A 15454-nucleotide genomic window follows, 5' to 3' on the forward strand; every position below is an offset into this window, starting at 1 on the left:
ACGCCGCTGCCCCAGACCGGGTGTCGGCAGAAGGGGGGACCGGGATGCCCGGCCCCGCCTCAGACCGCCGCCGGAGCGGCGTCCACCTCGGCGAAGACGTCCTTGACGGCGGCGAGCAGCCGGGCGTTGAAGTCCACCCCGAGCTGGTTCGGCACCGTGACGAGGACCGTGTCGGCAGCCCGGACGGCCTGGTCAGCGGCGAGCTCCGCGACGAGCTGTTCGGGTTCGCCGATGTACGAACGGCCGAACCGGGCGAGGCCCCCGTCCAGGTGCCCGACCTGGTCCTGCCCCTCCACCTGTGCGCGGACGCCGAAGTAGTGGCGCGACTCGTCGTCGATGATCGGGATGATGCTGCGGCTGACGCTCACCCGGGGTTCGTGGTCCCAGCCCATCTCGCGCCAGGTGCTGCGGAAGCGCTCGATCTGCTCCGCCTGCAGCTGGTCGAAGGGCACGCCGGTGTCCTCGGTCAGCAGGGTCGACGACATCAGGTTCATGCCCTGCGCGGCGGTCCACTCGGCGGTGGCCCGGGTGCCGGCACCCCACCAGATGCGCTCGGACAGGGTGTCGGACCGCGGCGTGATCGCGAGCGACCCGACCGCACCGGTCATCTGCGGGTTCGCGTTCGCCATCGGCTCGCCGGCGATCGCGCGGCGGAAGACCGTGGTGTGGTCACGGGCCAGGTCGGCGCCGTTCTCGTCGTCCGCCTCCGGCACGTAGCCGAACGAGCGGTAGCCGGCGAGGGCGGTCTCGGGTGACCCCCGGCTCACGCCGAGCTGCAGTCGACCACCGGAGATGAGGTCGGTGGCCGCCGCCTCCTCCGCCATGTACAGCGGGTTCTCGTAGCGCATGTCGATCACGCCGGTGCCGATCTCGATGCGGCTGGTACGGGCCGCGATCGCCGACAGGAGGGGGAAGGGGGCGGCCTGCTGGGGTGCGAAGTGGTGCACGCGGAAGTACGCGCCGTCGACGCCCGCCTCCTCGGCCGCCACCGCGAGGTCGATGGCCTGCACGAGCGACTCGCGCCCACTGCGGACCTTCGACCCGGGGACGTCACGCCAGTGCCCGAAGGAGAGGAAACCGATCTTCGTCATGTGCATGCGAACGCATCCGGGTCGAGGTCCATTCCGCGGACTACCGTCGGCGACATGGACTTCGAGCCGCGGACCGCCCTGCAGGCTGAACGGGCTCGCGCGAGCAAGCTGCTGGTCGACGTCGAGCTGAGCATGCAGGACGTCAGTGACGCCCGGGACGGCGCGAACACGGACGACGAACACGACCCGGAGGGTTCGACCCTCGCCTGGGAGCGCGGGTCCCTCGGCGCGGTGCGGGACGACGCCCGCCGGCGCGTCGAGCAGGTGGACGCAGCCCTCGGACGCCTCGACGCCGGGACCTACGGCCGCTGCGCCGTGGGCGGGGAACCGATCCCGGAGGCGCGCCTGGCCGCCGTCCCGTGGGCGGCGACGTGCGTCGTGCACGCGTGACGGGCCTCCCGTCCGGACCGGAGGCGCGGGGTTCGCAGGAGCACGTGACGCGATGCGCCGTCCACACCGCGCACCGACCGGTTCCGCCGCGGTTTCCCAGGCGCGCGCCCTAGCGTTCCGACATGCACGGCGACCCGACTGAGCCTCCCCGGAGTGGCGTTCCCGACGCGTCCGCGGCGACATCGTCCACGGACCCGGGTGACGGCGGACGCCAGCGCTTCCAGTGGTTCCGGGACATGCGCACCTGGATCCACGCCCGCCCGCACGTGCACCTCTTCTACAAGGTCCTGGTCGGGATCGTCGGTGGTCTCATCGTCGTCATCGGCCTGATCCTGGTGCCGCTGCCGGGTCCGGGATGGCTCGTGGTCTTCGTCGGCCTGACCGTGCTGGCGAGCGAGTTCCACTTCTTCCACCGGATCATCACGTGGCTCCGTGCGAAGCTGCACCGGTTCTGGGACTGGGCGAAGCGCCACGCGCCGTCGAAGCGGATGCGTGACGCGGCGGACCGGGGCAAGGCGGACGTCGACGCCGCGCACGCCGAAGCACACCGGAACGTCGGGGTGCGGCCGCGCGGCCGCACCGCACGGCCGGGGCTCTAGACAACCGGACGGCTCCCGGCACGGGCGGTCTCAGACCGTGCGGACCGAACCCGTCGCCGTCCGCTCCACCGCTTCCGCAGCGGCTTCCTCGACCCGGGCGGCGTCCTTCGACGTCAGCTGGAGCACGAGGGCGACGACCGCTGCCAGGACGATGAACGCGCCGTACCCGGCGAGCACCGGCACGAGGCCGAGCGACGGCTCGAGGAACCCGCCGATGACGCTCGGAACGCCGAAGGCCAGGTAGCTGACCACGTAGATCGTCGACAGCAGTCCTGCGCGGTGGGTGGGGGCGGCGGTGGCGAGCAGCATCCGGAGCGGTGCCTGGAAGCCCGCGCCGAAGCCGACACCGGCGATCGCACTGCCCACGACGAGGCCAGGCAGCGACGGCATGAACACGAACGTGACGGTGACGACCGGTCCCAGCACGAGGGCGACGAGGCCGATCAGGACCGCCTTCCGCGTGTCCATCCGCTGGATCACCAGTCCCGTCAGTGCACCGACGCCGGTGACGACGGCGATGAGGGCGCCCGCGGCGAAGTGGTTGTGGATGCCGAAGACCACGCGGAGCGCGGACGGGACGAGGGACAGGAACAGTCCGCCGAGCGCCCAGCTGGACACGAGCGATCCGGCGACGCTCCGGAACAGCCGACGGGAGGCCCGTGGAACGGACACCGTGGGACGGAGCGACCGCAGGGCCCCGGGTCGACGGACGACCTGCTCGGGGACGACGGCGAGGGCGACGACGAGCAGCACGAGGAGCGACCCGAACAGCACGTAGACGAGCTGCTCCGGCGCGGGACCCCACTCGACGAGGGCGCCGCTCGACAGGGCGCCGGTGGCGAGGGCGATCGGCGGGATGACCCCGTTGAGGACGCCGGCGAGCGAGGGGTGCCGTTCGAGCGAGTTGTCGATGAGCGCCGCGCCGAGCGCGCCGATGAGCAGCCCCACGGAGACGCCCTGCACGATGCGGTCGACGATGAGCGCGCCGAGTCCGTCGGCGACGGCGAAGAGTCCCAGCGAGACGGCGACGCCGAGGCCGCCGACGATCAGGACGGGCTTCCGGCCGGTGTGGTCCGACAGTCGTCCGGCGATGAGCAGGCTCAGCAGCAGTCCGGCGACGTAGATCGCGAACACGGCGGTGAGCATCAACGGGGTGAGGTGCCACTCGGCCGCGTAGACCGGGTAGATCGGGGACGGCACGGCCGACGAGGCGACCGAGACGAGGAGCATCGTCGCGAGGATCCAGAACCCTGCGACGGAACGTGGTGACTGCATGGCCGTCCCTTTCGTTGTACGACTGCATTCGTACCGCACCCGCCCTGTACGACGCAACTCGTACTAGCCGGCACGGAGTGGTACCGTCCGTGCATGCCCGAGCGCACCGACGAAGCCGAACTGCTCCCGCAGCACAGCCCGCTGCCGCAGCCCACGGTCGGCGAGATGGACCTCCCGACGGTCCTGGACGCCCTGTCCGACCCGATCCGGCTGGCGATCCTGCACCGCTACCTGGTCGACGGCGCGGGCGAGGAGCGCTCCTGCGGGTGGGTCGGCATCGACCGGCCGAAGTCCACGCTGACGCACCACTTCCGGGTGCTCCGTGAAGCCGGTCTGCTCGAGCAGCACCTCGAGGGACTGACCCGGGTCAGCCGCGTCCGGACGGACGAGGTCCAGCAGCGGTTCCCGGGCCTGCTCGACCTGGTCCTCGACTGGCGGGTACCCGCCGGCCTGGTCCGCGCCGAGGCCCTGGCATGAGCGGGGAGCGCACAGCCGCGGACACGCTGCCCGACGTCGTCGCCGAGCCCGCCGTCACCTCGGCGCTCGCCGCGGACCTGACCACCGCCGGCTACTCCGTCGAGGGGGTCGACGCGCTCTGGGGGACCGAGGCGGCCGCCGCCCTGCACCGCGGGGTGCGCGTCGCCGCCCGTCGGGCCCTCGCCGCGCGCCCGACGACACCGCTGTCCACCATCGCCACGCTCTTCGTGCTCGGCCTGCCGGTGGCGCGGGCCGATGCCTCGGCCGCGTTCCCGACCGCCGGCGTGGACTCCTTGGCCGCGGCCGGGGTCCTGCGCGTCGACGGGGACGCCGTCGCTGCGGCCGTCGACCTCCGCCCGTACGCGTTCGTCGATGACCTGGGTGCCGGCAGCTGGTGGATCGTCTCCGACCTCGGCGAACTCGCCCTCGGACACGCCATCAGCGAGGAGCACGTCCTCGGCGTCGGCGGGGCCACCACCACGTTGAGCGGCCTGCAGCTGCCCGTGCCGGTGCGGGGGGTGCTCGACCTCGGCACCGGGTGCGGCATCCAGGCCATGCACGCCCGACGCTTCGCCGACCGGGTCGTCGCCACCGACATCTCGCGACGGGCGCTCGACATCGCCCGGTTCAACGCGCAGCTCAACGGCGTCGACGGCATCGACTTCCGTCTCGGCTCACTGTTCGAACCGGTCGCGGGGGAGCGGTTCGACCGCATCGTCTCGAACCCGCCGTTCGTCATCACGCCCCGCCGTGAGGGCGTCCCCGCCTACGAGTACCGGGACGGCGGCATGGTCGGCGACGCCCTCGTCGAGACCGTCCTCCGCGGGCTGGCCGAGCACCTCGAGCCGGGCGGCACCGCACAGCTGCTCGGCAACTGGGAGCACCGGTGGGGGAACGACGGACTGGAGCGCGTCCGCTCCTGGTTCGCCGACACCGACCTCGACGTGTGGGTGGTCGAACGGGAGCGCGAGGACCCGCCCGCCTACGCCGAGACCTGGATCCGCGACGGGGGCACGAAGCCGGGCACCCCCGTCTTCGACGACCTGGTCGACGCGTGGCTGGACGACTTCCGTGACCGCCACGTCACCGGGGTCGGCTTCGGCTACGTCGTCGTCCGGTCCGGAGGCTCGCCCGACCTCCGCCGCTTCGAGCGCCTCCCGCAGGTGCTCGGCTCCAACCCCGTCGGCCTCGGCGCGACGATCGCCCGCGTCCTGGACGCCGTCTCCTGGCTCGCTGAGCGTGACGACGACGAGTTCGCCGCCGCGCACCTCCGCGTCGCCGGCGACGTCACCGAGGAACGGCACTACTGGCCGGGCAACGACGACCCCACCGTGATGACGCTCGTGCAGGGCGGCGGGTTCGGCCGACGGGTCGACGCCGACACCGCGCTCGCCGCGTTCGTCGGTGCGGCCGACGGTGAGCTGACGGTCGGCCAGATCATCGGCGCGATCGCCCAGTTGACGGGTGTCGACGACCAGGCGTTGACCGCGGACCTGCTGCCGCGCCTGCGCGACCTGGTCCTCGACGGCCTGCTGCTCGCCGCCTAGATCCGCGGAGGGGTCAGGGGCGCCAGGTGTGCTCGGGCGCGTAGCCGAGGAGCTCGCGGGCCTTCTCGGACGACAGGAGCGAACTGACGCCGTCGATCTCGGCCCGGCGCTCGACGTCCGGCAGGAACTGCTCGACGAGCTCCAGCGTCGGGGTGTCCATCACGGTGTCCGGGCTGGCGATGATGAACGCCTCGAACCCGGTCAGCTCACTCTCCACGGCCTTGCGGACCGCCTGGGCACCGTCGCGCGAGTCGATGTAGGACCACAGGTTGAAGGTCTTCGCCTCCGGGGTGGCGTCCCACGGGAACGCCGGGTAGTCGGTCTCGTCCATCACGTTCGAGAAGCGCAGCCCGATCATCTTCAGCTGCGGGTCCCAGCGGGTGAAGTGGCGGGCCATCTCCTCCTCGACGGCCTTCCCGAGCGAGTACGACGACTGCGGGCGGACCGCGAACTCCTCGTCGACGGGCAGGTAGGGCGGGTGGTGCTCGCCCATCGGGATCCCCAGCAGCGTCTCACTGGAGGCCCACACGACGTTCCGGATGCGGGCCGCGCGGGCAGCGTGGAACACGTTGATCGACGCGGTCACGTTGTTCGTGATGAGTGCGACGTCCGGCACCTGGCCCGGTGCGGGGACGGCGGCGAGGTGCACGACAGCGTCCACGGAGTCGTAGCGGTCGTCGACTCCGAGGAACGTGTTGAGCACCTGCCCGTAGTCGGTGAGGTCCGTCCGCACGAACTGCACCCGCTCGGGCTTGTCCGGGGAGGCCACCCGGTCGAGGAGCACCACGTCGTACCCGTGCTCGTCCAGGTCACGGACGACCGCCCGTCCGAGCTTGCCGCTGCCACCGGTCACCACTACACGCGTCATCGCGTCACTCCACCTCGTCGTCGAGACCCCGGGTCGGGTCACGCCCATCCTGCCCTGCCGGTGGTGGACGCAGCCAGGTACGGGCGGTACCGGCCGGGCCGGAGGTGGGGCGGCGACGTGCGTGGCCCTCGGACTGGAGCGCGCCAGGGGGCTGCGGTCCCGTCCACTTTCCGCACTGTGCCCGCTCGCATCGGTACGATCGGTGATGCGCCAGTCGGCTGGTTACCGTCGGCGCACGCATCGAACAAGGACTGCCGAGCGAGTGTCGCGGCCTCCTGATCCGGCCGATGACGCCCCGGTGGTCCTGATGCGTCCTGATGCGCCCCCGCACTCGTTGCGGGGGCGCATCCTCGTTCCCGCGCGGACAGGGCGCTCGTGCGGACCGGTTTTCGTCACGTGTGACAAAAGGGTGCACAGGTGGAACGATGAGTGCACCATCGGGTTCGGATCAGGAACGTCGATGGTCGTCCGGCGGTGCAGCCCACGGAACTCACCGGCCCGTGGGCCCCGCTGGACGCTGAGGCCGGACGGCGCCCCGGGTGCCGGAAGGCCGGGGCCGGGGCCGGGCGCAGGGTGCCGGTGCCGCTCGTGGGTGGTCAGACGGCGCGGACCGCCGGTGCGATCTCCTCCGCGACGATGCGCAGGATCCGCTCGTGGGAGGCGCTGTCACCGTTGGCGGGCAGGGTCACGACCAGCTCGTCGGTCGCCGCCACGGCCGGGTCGGCGCGCAGGGCGTCGACGATGGCTGCCGGCTCACCGGACAGGACCCTGCTGAAGCGGAACGGCGGACCCGACAGCGGTCGACCCTCGTCGTCCATGCCGGACGCGTACCCGGTGAGGAACTCCCGGTGGACGTCGCGGTCGTGGTCATCGAGCAGCGGGACGATGATCCGGCCGACGGCGACCTTCGACTGTCGGTGCGGGTGCAGTTCGGCGAACCGGGAGCGGTACGCGGCGATCTGGTCGGCCTGCGCTTCGGCGAACGGCGCGCCGGTGTCCTCGGTGTTCAGCGTCGAGCAGTGCAGCAGCAGGCCCTTCTCGGCCGTGCGGACCGCGGTGCCCATGCTGCCGCCGCCCCACCAGACGCGGTCGAGCAGGCCGGGGCTCTGCGGTTGCAGGGTCAGTTCGGCGTCGGCGGGGATGCTCTCGTAGCCCGTGCCGGCCGAGCCGAGGGCGTCGCCGTGCAGGACCTCGAGCAGCCGAGCCGCGCGTGCCTCGGCTTCGTCGCGGAAGGACCGCTCGGAGCTGCCGAACACCGGGTCCAGGATCGGGCCGTAGCCGGCGATGCCCGTGCTGATGCCGAGCTGCACCCGGCCACCGCTGAGCAGGTCGACGGTGCTGGCGTCCTCGGCCAGGCGCACCGGGTCCTCGTAGCGCATGCCGAGCACTGCGGTGCCGAAGCCGATCGTGCTGGTCCGCTGGGCTGCGGCGGCGAAGAACGTCATCGGGCTGGTGAGGAAGGGCTCGAAGTGCCGGCCGCGGACCCAGCCGGTGCCGTAGCCCAGGGCTTCGGCGGTCTGGAAGAGCTGCAGTCCGTCCTCCAGGGCGCTCGCGGCACCGGGAGCACCGCCGTGGTTCGGGACGAAGGAGAGGAATCCGAGTTCACGCACACGGCGAGTCTATGCGAGCGCATGGATATGCGGGAGGTGCGGGCCGTGTCAGGCGTGGGGCTGGGAGGATGGGCACATGACCGACGTCACCACCGCCCCTCCGCTCGTCGCCGCACTGCCGGCGGCCGAGGGCGGTGTCGTCGATCCGGACGCCGTCTACCTCGCCTTCGCCGAGTGGGCGGCCTCCGGCGGACGTCCGCTCTACCCGGCGCAGGACGAAGCCCTCATCGAACTCGTCTCCGGTGCCAACGTCGTCCTGAGCACCCCGACCGGCACCGGCAAGTCCCTCGTCGCCGCCGGTGCGCACTTCGCCGCGCTCGCGGAGGGCAAGCGCAGCTACTACACCGCGCCGATCAAGGCCCTCGTGTCCGAGAAGTTCTTCCAGCTCGTCGACCTGTTCGGCGCCCAGAACGTCGGCATGGTCACGGGCGACTCCGCCGTCAACGCCGACGCCCCGATCGTCTGCTGCACCGCCGAGATCCTCGCGAACCTCGCGCTCCGCCAGGGTCCCGACGCAGACGTCGACGTCGTGGTCATGGACGAGTTCCACTTCTACGGCGACGCCGACCGGGGGTGGGCGTGGCAGGTGCCGCTGCTCGTGCTCGAGAAGGCGCAGTTCCTGCTGATGTCCGCCACCCTCGGCGACGTCACCACGATCGCGGACGACCTCTCCCGGCGTACCGGTCGGTCGACCGCACGGGTCACCGGTGTCTCGCGCCCCGTGCCGCTCGAGTACGAGTACGTGATGACCCCCGTGCAGGAGACCGTCGAACGGCTGCTCGACGAGGGCAAGGCACCCGTCTACATCGTGCACTTCGCCCAGGCCGCGGCACTCGAGCGGGCGCAGGCACTCATGTCGGCGAAGGTCGCGTCACGGGAACGCCGAGACCAGATCGCCGAGGCCATCGCCGGCTTCCGCTTCAGCGCCGGGTTCGGGCAGACCCTGTCACGCCTGATCCGGGCGGGCATCGGCGTGCACCACGCCGGCATGCTGCCGAAGTACCGGCGCCTGGTCGAACAGCTCGCCCAGCGTGGCCTGCTGCCCGTCATCTGCGGCACCGACACCCTCGGCGTCGGCATCAACGTGCCGATCCGCGCCGTCCTGTTCACCGGTCTGACGAAGTTCGACGGCACCAAGATGCGCCAGCTCTCCGCCCGCGAGTTCCACCAGATCGCCGGTCGTGCCGGACGTGCCGGGTACGACACCGAGGGCGACGTCGTCGCAGAGGCACCCGAGCACGACATCGAGAACGCCCGCGCGGTCGCCAAGGCCGGTGACGACCCGAAGAAGAAGAACAAGATCAAGCGGAAGAAGGCACCCGAGGGCTTCGTGTCCTGGGGTCAGGCGTCGTTCGAACGCCTGATCGCCGCCGAGCCCGAGCCGATGGTGTCCCGGATGCGGATCACGCACGCCATGGTGCTGTCCGTCGTCGCCCGCGGCGGGGACGCGTTCGAGGACGTCCGCTCCCTCGTCTACGACAACCACGAACCGCGTGCCCGTCAGCTCGCGATGGCCCGTCGGGCGCTCACGATCGCGCGGACGCTGATCAACGCCCGTGTCATCGAGAAGGTCGACGGCACCTACCGACTGACCGTCGACCTGCAGGCGAACTTCGCGCTCAACCAGCCACTGTCACCCTTCGCGCTCGCCGCGTTCGAACTGCTCGACCCGGAGTCGCCGACCTTCGCCCTCGACATGGTGTCCATCGTCGAAGCGACCCTCGACGACCCGCGCGCGATCCTGTCGCAGCAGCAGTTCAAGGAACGCGGCGAGGCGGTCGCCCGGATGAAACAGGAGGGAATCGAGTACGACGAGCGGATGGAGCTCCTCGAAGAGGTCACCTGGCCGAAACCGCTCGACGAACTGCTGACCGCCGCGTACGAGAGCTACGCCGACGAACAGCCCTGGGTGCTCGACTTCTCGCTCTCCCCGAAGTCCGTCGTCCGGGACATGTACGAGCGGGCGATGACCTTCGGGGACTACGTCCGCTTCTACCAGCTCACCCGCTCCGAGGGCCTGGTGCTGCGGTACCTGTCCGACGCCTACCGCACCATGCGGCAGACCATCGCGGACGAACACCGCACCCAGGAGCTCGACGACATCATCGAGTGGCTCGGCGAGCTCGTCCGCCAGGTCGACTCCTCGCTCGTCGACGAGTGGGAAGCGCTGATGAACGGGGACATCGCGCTCGCCGAAGCGGAGCACGAGGAGATCGCGCCGCCGCAGCCCGCCCGCCTGACCGGCAACGTCCGGGCCTTCCGGGTCCTCGTGCGCAACGCCCTCTTCCAGCGGGTGCTGCTGGCCGCCCGGGACGACATCGAAGGACTCGGCGAACTCGACGCCACCGCCGGGTTCGACCAGCACGCGTGGGACAACGTGCTCGAGGAGTACTACGACGAGCACGACACGATCGGCATCGACGCGGAAGCCCGGTCCATGCAGTACCTCGTGCTCTCCGAACAGGGGCGCTCCTGGCGTGCGCGGCAGATCTTCGCCGACCCGGCGGGCGACAAGGACTTCGGCTTCTCGGCGACCATCGACCTCGACGCCTCCGACGACGCCGGCGAGGCCGTGGTCCGCGTCACCGAGATCGGACGCTTCGACGGGTGGGCCGAGGTCGACGTCGACTGAGCCAGAACACGCGGGCTGCCCACCGGGTACGGTCAGCCGCAGCCCACGGAAGGAACCCCATGCGAATCGGCTCCAGCATCGCCTTGATCGTGATCGGCGCCATCGTCGCGTTCGCGGTCGACTACCAGATCGCCGGCATCGACCTGCGCCTCATCGGCTACATCCTGATGGCCGCCGGCGTCATCCTGCTCATCATCAGCCTGGCGGTCGGCTTCGGCGGACGTCGGACGACCACCACCACGCGGTCCGGGGTCGACCCGGCCTCCGGCGAGCAGATCACCCGGCAGGACCGCCGCGACGGCACCTACTGAATCCAGTACGACCGACAGCGAGGGCGGGACCGAACGGTCCCGCCCTCCGCTGTCTGTCGTGTGGCTGTCGGTCCTGCGGTCTAGAAGAGCGTCGCGGGGGGAGCGACCTCGGGGATCGGTGCCGGCTCCGAGACGTCGACGCCCGGCCAGCCCGGTCCGGTCGGGACCTCGGTGCGGTTCTGGTACGCCGTCGCCGCACCGCGGGCACGGACGTCGGCTGCCTCGTTCATCTCGTGGCCCATGTGCCCACGGACCCACTCGAACGTCACCTTGCGGCCCTGCAGCTCGGCGTCGAGCTCCTGGATGATCTCCACGTTGAGCACCGGCTTGCCGTCGGCCTTCCGCCAGCCCTTGCGCTTCCAGCCGGCGAGCCACTCGGTGCAGGCCTTGATCGCGTACTGACTGTCGCAGAGGATGTGCAGCGGTTCGCCGGTGTCCTTCGTGGCCTTGAGGAGTTGCAGGACGGCGGTCAGCTCGCCCTGGTTGTTGGTGCCGCGGGGCCAGCCTCCGGCAGCCCAGCGGTCGTCGTCCACGTACCAGGCCCAGCCGGCAGGGCCGGGGTTGCCGAGGGCTGAGCCGTCAGCGGCGGCGACGATCGTCACGGTGGGACCTCCTGGTGGTGGCGAGTGCCCGACGAGCGTAACGGACCTGCGGGGTGAGCCGTGCCTCCCGGCCGGGTCAGCGACCGGAGGTGTGGCGGAGCGCCGCGACGAGTCCGTCGCCGTCCGTGACGTCGTACATGGCGAAGTTCTCCCGCGCCCCGGGCAGGCCGTCGAGGCCCGTGTTCGCGTACTGCTGGGCAGCAGCGCTGCCACCCCAGAAGAGCGTGTCGAGGTCGCTGACGTCGTCCCACTGCACGGTGACGTGCTCCGCCGTCCGGTCCACGTACCAGTCGGGGCGGTGGGCGTCGGTCTCGCGGGTCCGCCGGCCGTTCGTGACGAGTGCCCGCTCCGTCGTCACGGCGTAGACGTCGGTGCGCTTGCGGTGGCGCTTGACGAGGAACCGGCCGGCGCCCATGTGCAGGCCGACCAGGACGAGGGCGGACAGCAGGACGAGGACCGCCGGGTTCGCGTGCGAGCGGGCGGCCGCCACGAGGAAGCTCGTCACGATGACGAGGAAGAAAGCGCTGAAGGGGATCAGGTACCGGTCAGCGTCGACGAAGATCCGCTGCAGGTCACTGTGGCCGACCCAGAGGAGATGCTCACCCGGGCGGAGTTGTCCGTCGACGAGGGCCCGTTGCTCGGGGCTCGCCGACCCGGTGGGGCAGGAGCCGTCAGCGTCGGGCTGCGTCATCGAGTGCCTGGACCAGGGCCTTGCCGTCCGAGACGTCGTAGAACGCCATCGGACGAGGACCGAAGAACCCGTCGAGGCCCGTGTTGGCGTAGAGGTGCTGGAGGTTGGGGGCGCCGAACCCGCCGCCGCCGAACACTCCTCGCCCGGAGCTGCCACCCCACTCGACTGAGCAATGGGTTCGACCGCGGGTCCAGTTGATGTCCCGGTCCGTCCGGCTGACATCGGTCTCACGGCTGCTGCGCCCGTTCGTGATGAACGCTCGCCGGTCGGTCACGGCGAAAGCCTCCGTGCGCTTCCGGTGGCGCTTCACGAAGAACCGGCCGACGATCAGGTGCAGCCCGATGAGGACGAAGACGCTACCGAAGAGGGCGAAGAACCACGGTGCTCCGGTGGTGAGGACGCCGACCTCCCAGAAGATCGCGAAGCCGCCCCACAGGATGCTGAAAGGCACGAGGAAGCCGTCGCGTCCGGTGAACAGCCGCGCGGGATCGCTCTGCCCGACCCACAGCAGGCGCTCCCCGGGTCGGAGCTCGTCGGTGGCCAGGGCGCGAGGATCCATCACGCTTCGACCGTACTGGTGCGTGCGGGAGCCGGTTGTGCCCCGATCGGATGGACGGCCTGGGAGCTCGACGCCGTCCGCCGCCTAGCGTTCGGGGAAACGGGAGGAAACAGCATGAGCAACGACATCGCAGGCCCCGAGCACTCTGACGACCGGGACCGCTCCGACGCCCTGACCTCGGCAGCGCACAGCGACGACGTCGACGGGGTGAGCGGGCGTGAACAGCGCGCCGCCGACACGTCGTACAGCCCCTCGAGCGAGCGGGAGATGGACGCGTCACAGACGAAGCAGCGTGACGACGACGACCTGCGCGAGGACGGCATCGACCCCTCGCGCATCGTCGCAGCCCCGGGGACCGGCGGCGCGGACGACGCCGGCGACGTCGAACCGGAGCCGGGCGATCTGCACCTGCCGTGGCAGTCTGAGGAGGACCGCCAGGGCTGAGCGGCTCGAGGCCCACGCGGAACACCGGTGTTCGCCGGTGACGCCGCGGGATTCCGCGGCGCGACTGACGAACACCGGTGTTCCGCGGCGGACGCGGCAGGCGGGCGCGGTTGCCGGCCCGCTCAGGCGACGGCGTCGGGGTGCGAGCCCGTGCGCTGACCGGACTCGAGGCCGGCGATCGCGGAGAGTTCGTCGTCCGTCAGGACGAAGCCGTCGACGTCGAGGTTCGAGCGGATCCGCGACGGCGTCACGGACTTCGGCAGGACGACGACCCCCTGCTGCACGTTCCACCGGACCAGCACCTGGGCGACGCTGACGTCGTGCGCGGCGGCGATGCCGACCAGGACCGGGTCCTCGATCAGTCGCCCGCGGCCGAGCGGGGACCACGCGGCCGTGACGATGCCGTGCTGCTCGTGGAACGCCATCAGTTCGCGCTGCGGCAACCACGGGTGCCGTTCGACCTGGTTGACGGCGGGGACCTCGCCGGTCTCGTCGATGATCCGCTCGAGGTGCGGCACCTGGAAGTTCGAGACGCCGACACTGCGCGCCCGCCCGGACTCGCGGAGTTCGACGAGGGTGCGCCAGGTCTCGACGTAGCGGTCGTTCGCGGCCGCCGGCCAGTGGATCAGGTACAGGTCGACCGCGTCGAGCCCCAACCGCTCGAGACTGGCGTCGAACGCCCGCAGCGTGCCGTCACGCCCCTGGTGCTCGTTCCACACCTTCGTGGTCACGAACACGTCATCGCGCTCCAGCCGGGAGGCCCGGATCGCCTGCCCGACGCCACGCTCGTTGCCGTACATCTCGGCCGTGTCGACGTGCCGGTACCCGGCGTCCAGTGCGAGACCGACGGCCGTCGCCGCTTCGGAGTCGTCGACCTTGTAGACGCCGAAGCCGATGGTGCGGATGCTCCGGCCGTCGCGGAGGGGGGTGGAGGTGACCATGCACCCATCCTGCCCGCCGTGACGGGGGGCGAGCCGCGCCTCCAGGACGTCCTGTGGAGAACTCCCGGACCGACGGATCAGGTGGGGAGGTGGACCGGCTCGGTGTCGGGCAGCGGGCTGGCGTCACGACCACGCAGGTCGGGCAACCACCGGCGCACGACCAGGGGGAAGACGACACCGGCCGCCGCCATCACGGCTCCGACCATCAGCCCGCCGCTCGGGCCGTTGCTGTCGATCAGGAAGCCCGCGACCGCGGAGCCGCCAGCGGCACCGATGAGCTGGCCGGTGCCCATCCAGCCGTAGGCCTCGGCCGTGTCGGAGAACTTGACGGTTGCGGAGACCGAGCCGAACATCACCGTCAGCGCCGGGGCGATGCCGGCACCGGCGATGACCAGCGAGATGCAGAGCCACCAGAAGGTCGGGTTGCCGACCGCGAGCACGAGTCCGACGAAGACGATCGTCATGCGCAACCAGAGGGCGTTCGGCGAGATCGGGAGGTGCCCCAGCGCGAGACCGCCGACGAGCGACCCGACCGCGAACACGGCGAGGACGATGCCGGCGTTCGGGCTGCCCTCGCCGAAGACGCTGGTGACGCTGGCCTCCACCGCGGCACACGCGCCGATGAGCAGCAGGCCCGTGACGGTGGCGACCACGACCGACGGCCGCTTCATGACGACCCCGAACGCGCGCTTCGAGCGGGGGATGCGGACCCGGCCGAGCTCGGGCGAGGCGATGAACCAGGCGCCACCGATGAGCAGGAACACCATCGCGACGACGATCGCCTGGACCGTGCCGATCTGCGTCGCGACGAACGTGGTGATGACCGGGCCGGCGACCCAGATGAGCTCCTGGGCGCTGGCGTCGAGGGAGAAGAGCGGGGTGAGCTGCGAGGACGTGACCATCTTCGGGTAGATGGTGCGGACGGCGGGCTGCACCGGCGGGACCGCCAGACCGCCGACGAAGCCGATCACGACGTAGGCCCAGAGCGGCATCACGAAGAAGGCGATGACGCCCATCGTCACCAGCGCCACGACGCTCGTCAGGATGAGGACGGGGCGCATGCCCCAGCGGCCCATCCAGCGGCTGGTGAGCGGACCGGCGAGGGCCTGGCCGATGCTCGTGGTCGCCAGGACGAGTCCTGCTGCGCCGTACGAGTCGAAGATGTGCTCGACGTGCAGCAGGTACGCCAGCGACAGCATGCCGAACGGGAACCGCGCGGTGAGTTGCGCGGCGATGACTCTGCCGACCCCGGGCGTCTTCAGCAGGGACCCGTACGCGCTCACGAGACGAGTGTACGGACTGGACGGACCGCGTTGCGGCGGCTGTGGAGAACCGTGCCACCCGTGCGGGGGACGGCGCTCGGGGCGGTGTCCGCGCAGCGCTCTCAGACACGCCGAGCGGGAGGTTTCCACACCCG

General features: G+C 71.1%; 16 protein-coding genes. 7 read left to right on the forward strand and 9 right to left on the reverse strand.

Translation table 11 applies throughout. The features are described 5' to 3' along the window. Positions 1-59: 59 nt before the first annotated feature. Positions 60-1097, reverse strand: a complete 1038-nt coding sequence (locus DEJ25_RS04480; protein WP_111043922.1) for an LLM class flavin-dependent oxidoreductase — start codon at positions 1095-1097, stop codon at positions 60-62. 48 nt (positions 1098-1145) lie between these two features. Here DEJ25_RS04480 and DEJ25_RS04485 point away from each other — a divergent pair, with 48 nt between their 5' ends. After that, positions 1146-1481, forward strand: a complete 336-nt coding sequence (locus DEJ25_RS04485; protein WP_110904145.1) for a TraR/DksA C4-type zinc finger protein — start codon at positions 1146-1148, stop codon at positions 1479-1481. A 122-nt stretch (positions 1482-1603) separates the two neighbouring features. Continuing rightward, positions 1604-2080 (forward strand): TIGR02611 family protein, encoded by a 477-nt coding sequence (locus DEJ25_RS04490; protein ID WP_258366417.1) that lies wholly within the window; start codon positions 1604-1606, stop codon positions 2078-2080. Positions 2081-2110: 30 nt separating this feature from the next. Here DEJ25_RS04490 and DEJ25_RS04495 read toward each other — a convergent pair whose 3' ends face one another. Then, a complete protein-coding gene (locus tag DEJ25_RS04495; protein ID WP_111043923.1) occupies positions 2111-3355 on the reverse strand; it encodes an MFS transporter in 1245 nt (414 codons plus the stop codon). 93 nt (positions 3356-3448) lie between these two features. Here DEJ25_RS04495 and DEJ25_RS04500 point away from each other — a divergent pair, with 93 nt between their 5' ends. Then, positions 3449-3832, forward strand: coding sequence for a helix-turn-helix transcriptional regulator (locus DEJ25_RS04500; protein WP_110904148.1), 384 nt, complete (start codon positions 3449-3451; stop codon positions 3830-3832). After that, positions 3829-5379 carry a class I SAM-dependent methyltransferase gene (locus DEJ25_RS04505; RefSeq protein ID WP_111043924.1) on the forward strand — a complete coding sequence of 517 codons (1551 nt, stop codon included), beginning with the start codon at positions 3829-3831 and terminating at the stop codon, positions 5377-5379. The genes DEJ25_RS04500 and DEJ25_RS04505 overlap by 4 nt, the downstream gene beginning before the upstream one ends. Positions 5380-5392: 13 nt before the next feature. On the opposite strand, the gene DEJ25_RS04510 is transcribed toward DEJ25_RS04505, so the two are convergent. Both DEJ25_RS04510 and DEJ25_RS04515 read right to left on the reverse strand, forming a co-directional pair. After that, the gene (locus DEJ25_RS04510; RefSeq protein WP_110904150.1) at positions 5393-6247 is read right to left on the reverse strand and encodes an NAD(P)-dependent oxidoreductase; all 855 of its coding nucleotides are present in this window, start codon (positions 6245-6247) and stop codon (positions 5393-5395) included. A 596-nt stretch (positions 6248-6843) separates the two neighbouring features. Then, positions 6844-7857, reverse strand: coding sequence for an LLM class flavin-dependent oxidoreductase (locus DEJ25_RS04515; protein WP_110904151.1), 1014 nt, complete (start codon positions 7855-7857; stop codon positions 6844-6846). 76 nt (positions 7858-7933) lie between these two features. On the opposite strand from DEJ25_RS04515, the gene DEJ25_RS04520 reads away from it, so the two are divergent. Beyond that, entirely contained in the window at positions 7934-10489 is a 2556-nt protein-coding gene (locus DEJ25_RS04520; RefSeq protein WP_110904152.1) for an RNA helicase, read from the forward strand. Between the two features lie 59 nt (positions 10490-10548). Further along, on the forward strand, positions 10549-10800 hold the full coding sequence (locus DEJ25_RS04525; protein ID WP_110904153.1) for a DUF6458 family protein: 252 nt from the start codon (positions 10549-10551) through the stop codon (positions 10798-10800). An 80-nt stretch (positions 10801-10880) separates the two neighbouring features. Here DEJ25_RS04525 and DEJ25_RS04530 read toward each other — a convergent pair whose 3' ends face one another. The 3 genes from DEJ25_RS04530 to DEJ25_RS04540 all read right to left on the reverse strand — a co-directional run bounded on the left by DEJ25_RS04530 (position 10881) and on the right by DEJ25_RS04540 (position 12655). Further along, on the reverse strand, positions 10881-11402 hold the full coding sequence (locus tag DEJ25_RS04530) for a ribonuclease H (RefSeq protein WP_110904154.1): 522 nt from the start codon (positions 11400-11402) through the stop codon (positions 10881-10883). A 76-nt stretch (positions 11403-11478) separates the two neighbouring features. Further along, positions 11479-12093, reverse strand: a complete 615-nt coding sequence (locus DEJ25_RS04535; protein WP_111043925.1) for a hypothetical protein — start codon at positions 12091-12093, stop codon at positions 11479-11481. Next, complete coding sequence (locus DEJ25_RS04540) at positions 12074-12655, reverse strand: hypothetical protein (RefSeq protein WP_146240613.1); 582 nt, start codon at positions 12653-12655, stop codon at positions 12074-12076. Before DEJ25_RS04540 ends, DEJ25_RS04535 begins: the two co-directional genes overlap by 20 nt. Positions 12656-12766: 111 nt before the next feature. On the opposite strand from DEJ25_RS04540, the gene DEJ25_RS04545 reads away from it, so the two are divergent. Then, positions 12767-13096 carry a hypothetical protein gene (locus DEJ25_RS04545; RefSeq protein ID WP_111043927.1) on the forward strand — a complete coding sequence of 110 codons (330 nt, stop codon included), beginning with the start codon at positions 12767-12769 and terminating at the stop codon, positions 13094-13096. Positions 13097-13218: 122 nt separating this feature from the next. Here DEJ25_RS04545 and DEJ25_RS04550 read toward each other — a convergent pair whose 3' ends face one another. Beyond that, the gene (locus tag DEJ25_RS04550) at positions 13219-14037 is read right to left on the reverse strand and encodes an aldo/keto reductase (protein WP_111043928.1); all 819 of its coding nucleotides are present in this window, start codon (positions 14035-14037) and stop codon (positions 13219-13221) included. A 77-nt stretch (positions 14038-14114) separates the two neighbouring features. After that, positions 14115-15320, reverse strand: a complete 1206-nt coding sequence (locus tag DEJ25_RS04555; protein ID WP_110904158.1) for an MFS transporter — start codon at positions 15318-15320, stop codon at positions 14115-14117. Positions 15321-15454 lie beyond the last annotated feature (134 nt).

The organism is Curtobacterium sp. MCPF17_011, from assembly GCF_003234145.1.
Classification (GTDB): Bacteria; Actinomycetota; Actinomycetes; order Actinomycetales; family Microbacteriaceae; genus Curtobacterium.

Excerpts from the sequence above, each read along its gene's own strand:
- DEJ25_RS04505 (WP_111043924.1), top strand. The coding sequence starts at position 3,829 with ATGAGCGGGGAGCGCACAGCCGCGGACACGCTGCCCGACGTCGTCGCC.
- DEJ25_RS04485 (WP_110904145.1), top strand. The coding sequence starts at position 1,146 with ATGGACTTCGAGCCGCGGACCGCCCTGCAGGCTGAACGGGCTCGCGCG.
- DEJ25_RS04510 (WP_110904150.1), bottom strand. The coding sequence starts at position 6,247 with ATGACGCGTGTAGTGGTGACCGGTGGCAGCGGCAAGCTCGGACGGGCG.
- DEJ25_RS04490 (WP_258366417.1), top strand. The coding sequence starts at position 1,604 with ATGCACGGCGACCCGACTGAGCCTCCCCGGAGTGGCGTTCCCGACGCG.
- DEJ25_RS04535 (WP_111043925.1), bottom strand. The coding sequence starts at position 12,093 with ATGACGCAGCCCGACGCTGACGGCTCCTGCCCCACCGGGTCGGCGAGC.
- DEJ25_RS04550 (WP_111043928.1), bottom strand. The coding sequence starts at position 14,037 with ATGGTCACCTCCACCCCCCTCCGCGACGGCCGGAGCATCCGCACCATC.
- DEJ25_RS04495 (WP_111043923.1), bottom strand. The coding sequence starts at position 3,355 with ATGCAGTCACCACGTTCCGTCGCAGGGTTCTGGATCCTCGCGACGATG.
- DEJ25_RS04480 (WP_111043922.1), bottom strand. The coding sequence starts at position 1,097 with ATGCACATGACGAAGATCGGTTTCCTCTCCTTCGGGCACTGGCGTGAC.
- DEJ25_RS04525 (WP_110904153.1), top strand. The coding sequence starts at position 10,549 with ATGCGAATCGGCTCCAGCATCGCCTTGATCGTGATCGGCGCCATCGTC.
- DEJ25_RS04500 (WP_110904148.1), top strand. The coding sequence starts at position 3,449 with ATGCCCGAGCGCACCGACGAAGCCGAACTGCTCCCGCAGCACAGCCCG.
- DEJ25_RS04520 (WP_110904152.1), top strand. The coding sequence starts at position 7,934 with ATGACCGACGTCACCACCGCCCCTCCGCTCGTCGCCGCACTGCCGGCG.
- DEJ25_RS04545 (WP_111043927.1), top strand. The coding sequence starts at position 12,767 with ATGAGCAACGACATCGCAGGCCCCGAGCACTCTGACGACCGGGACCGC.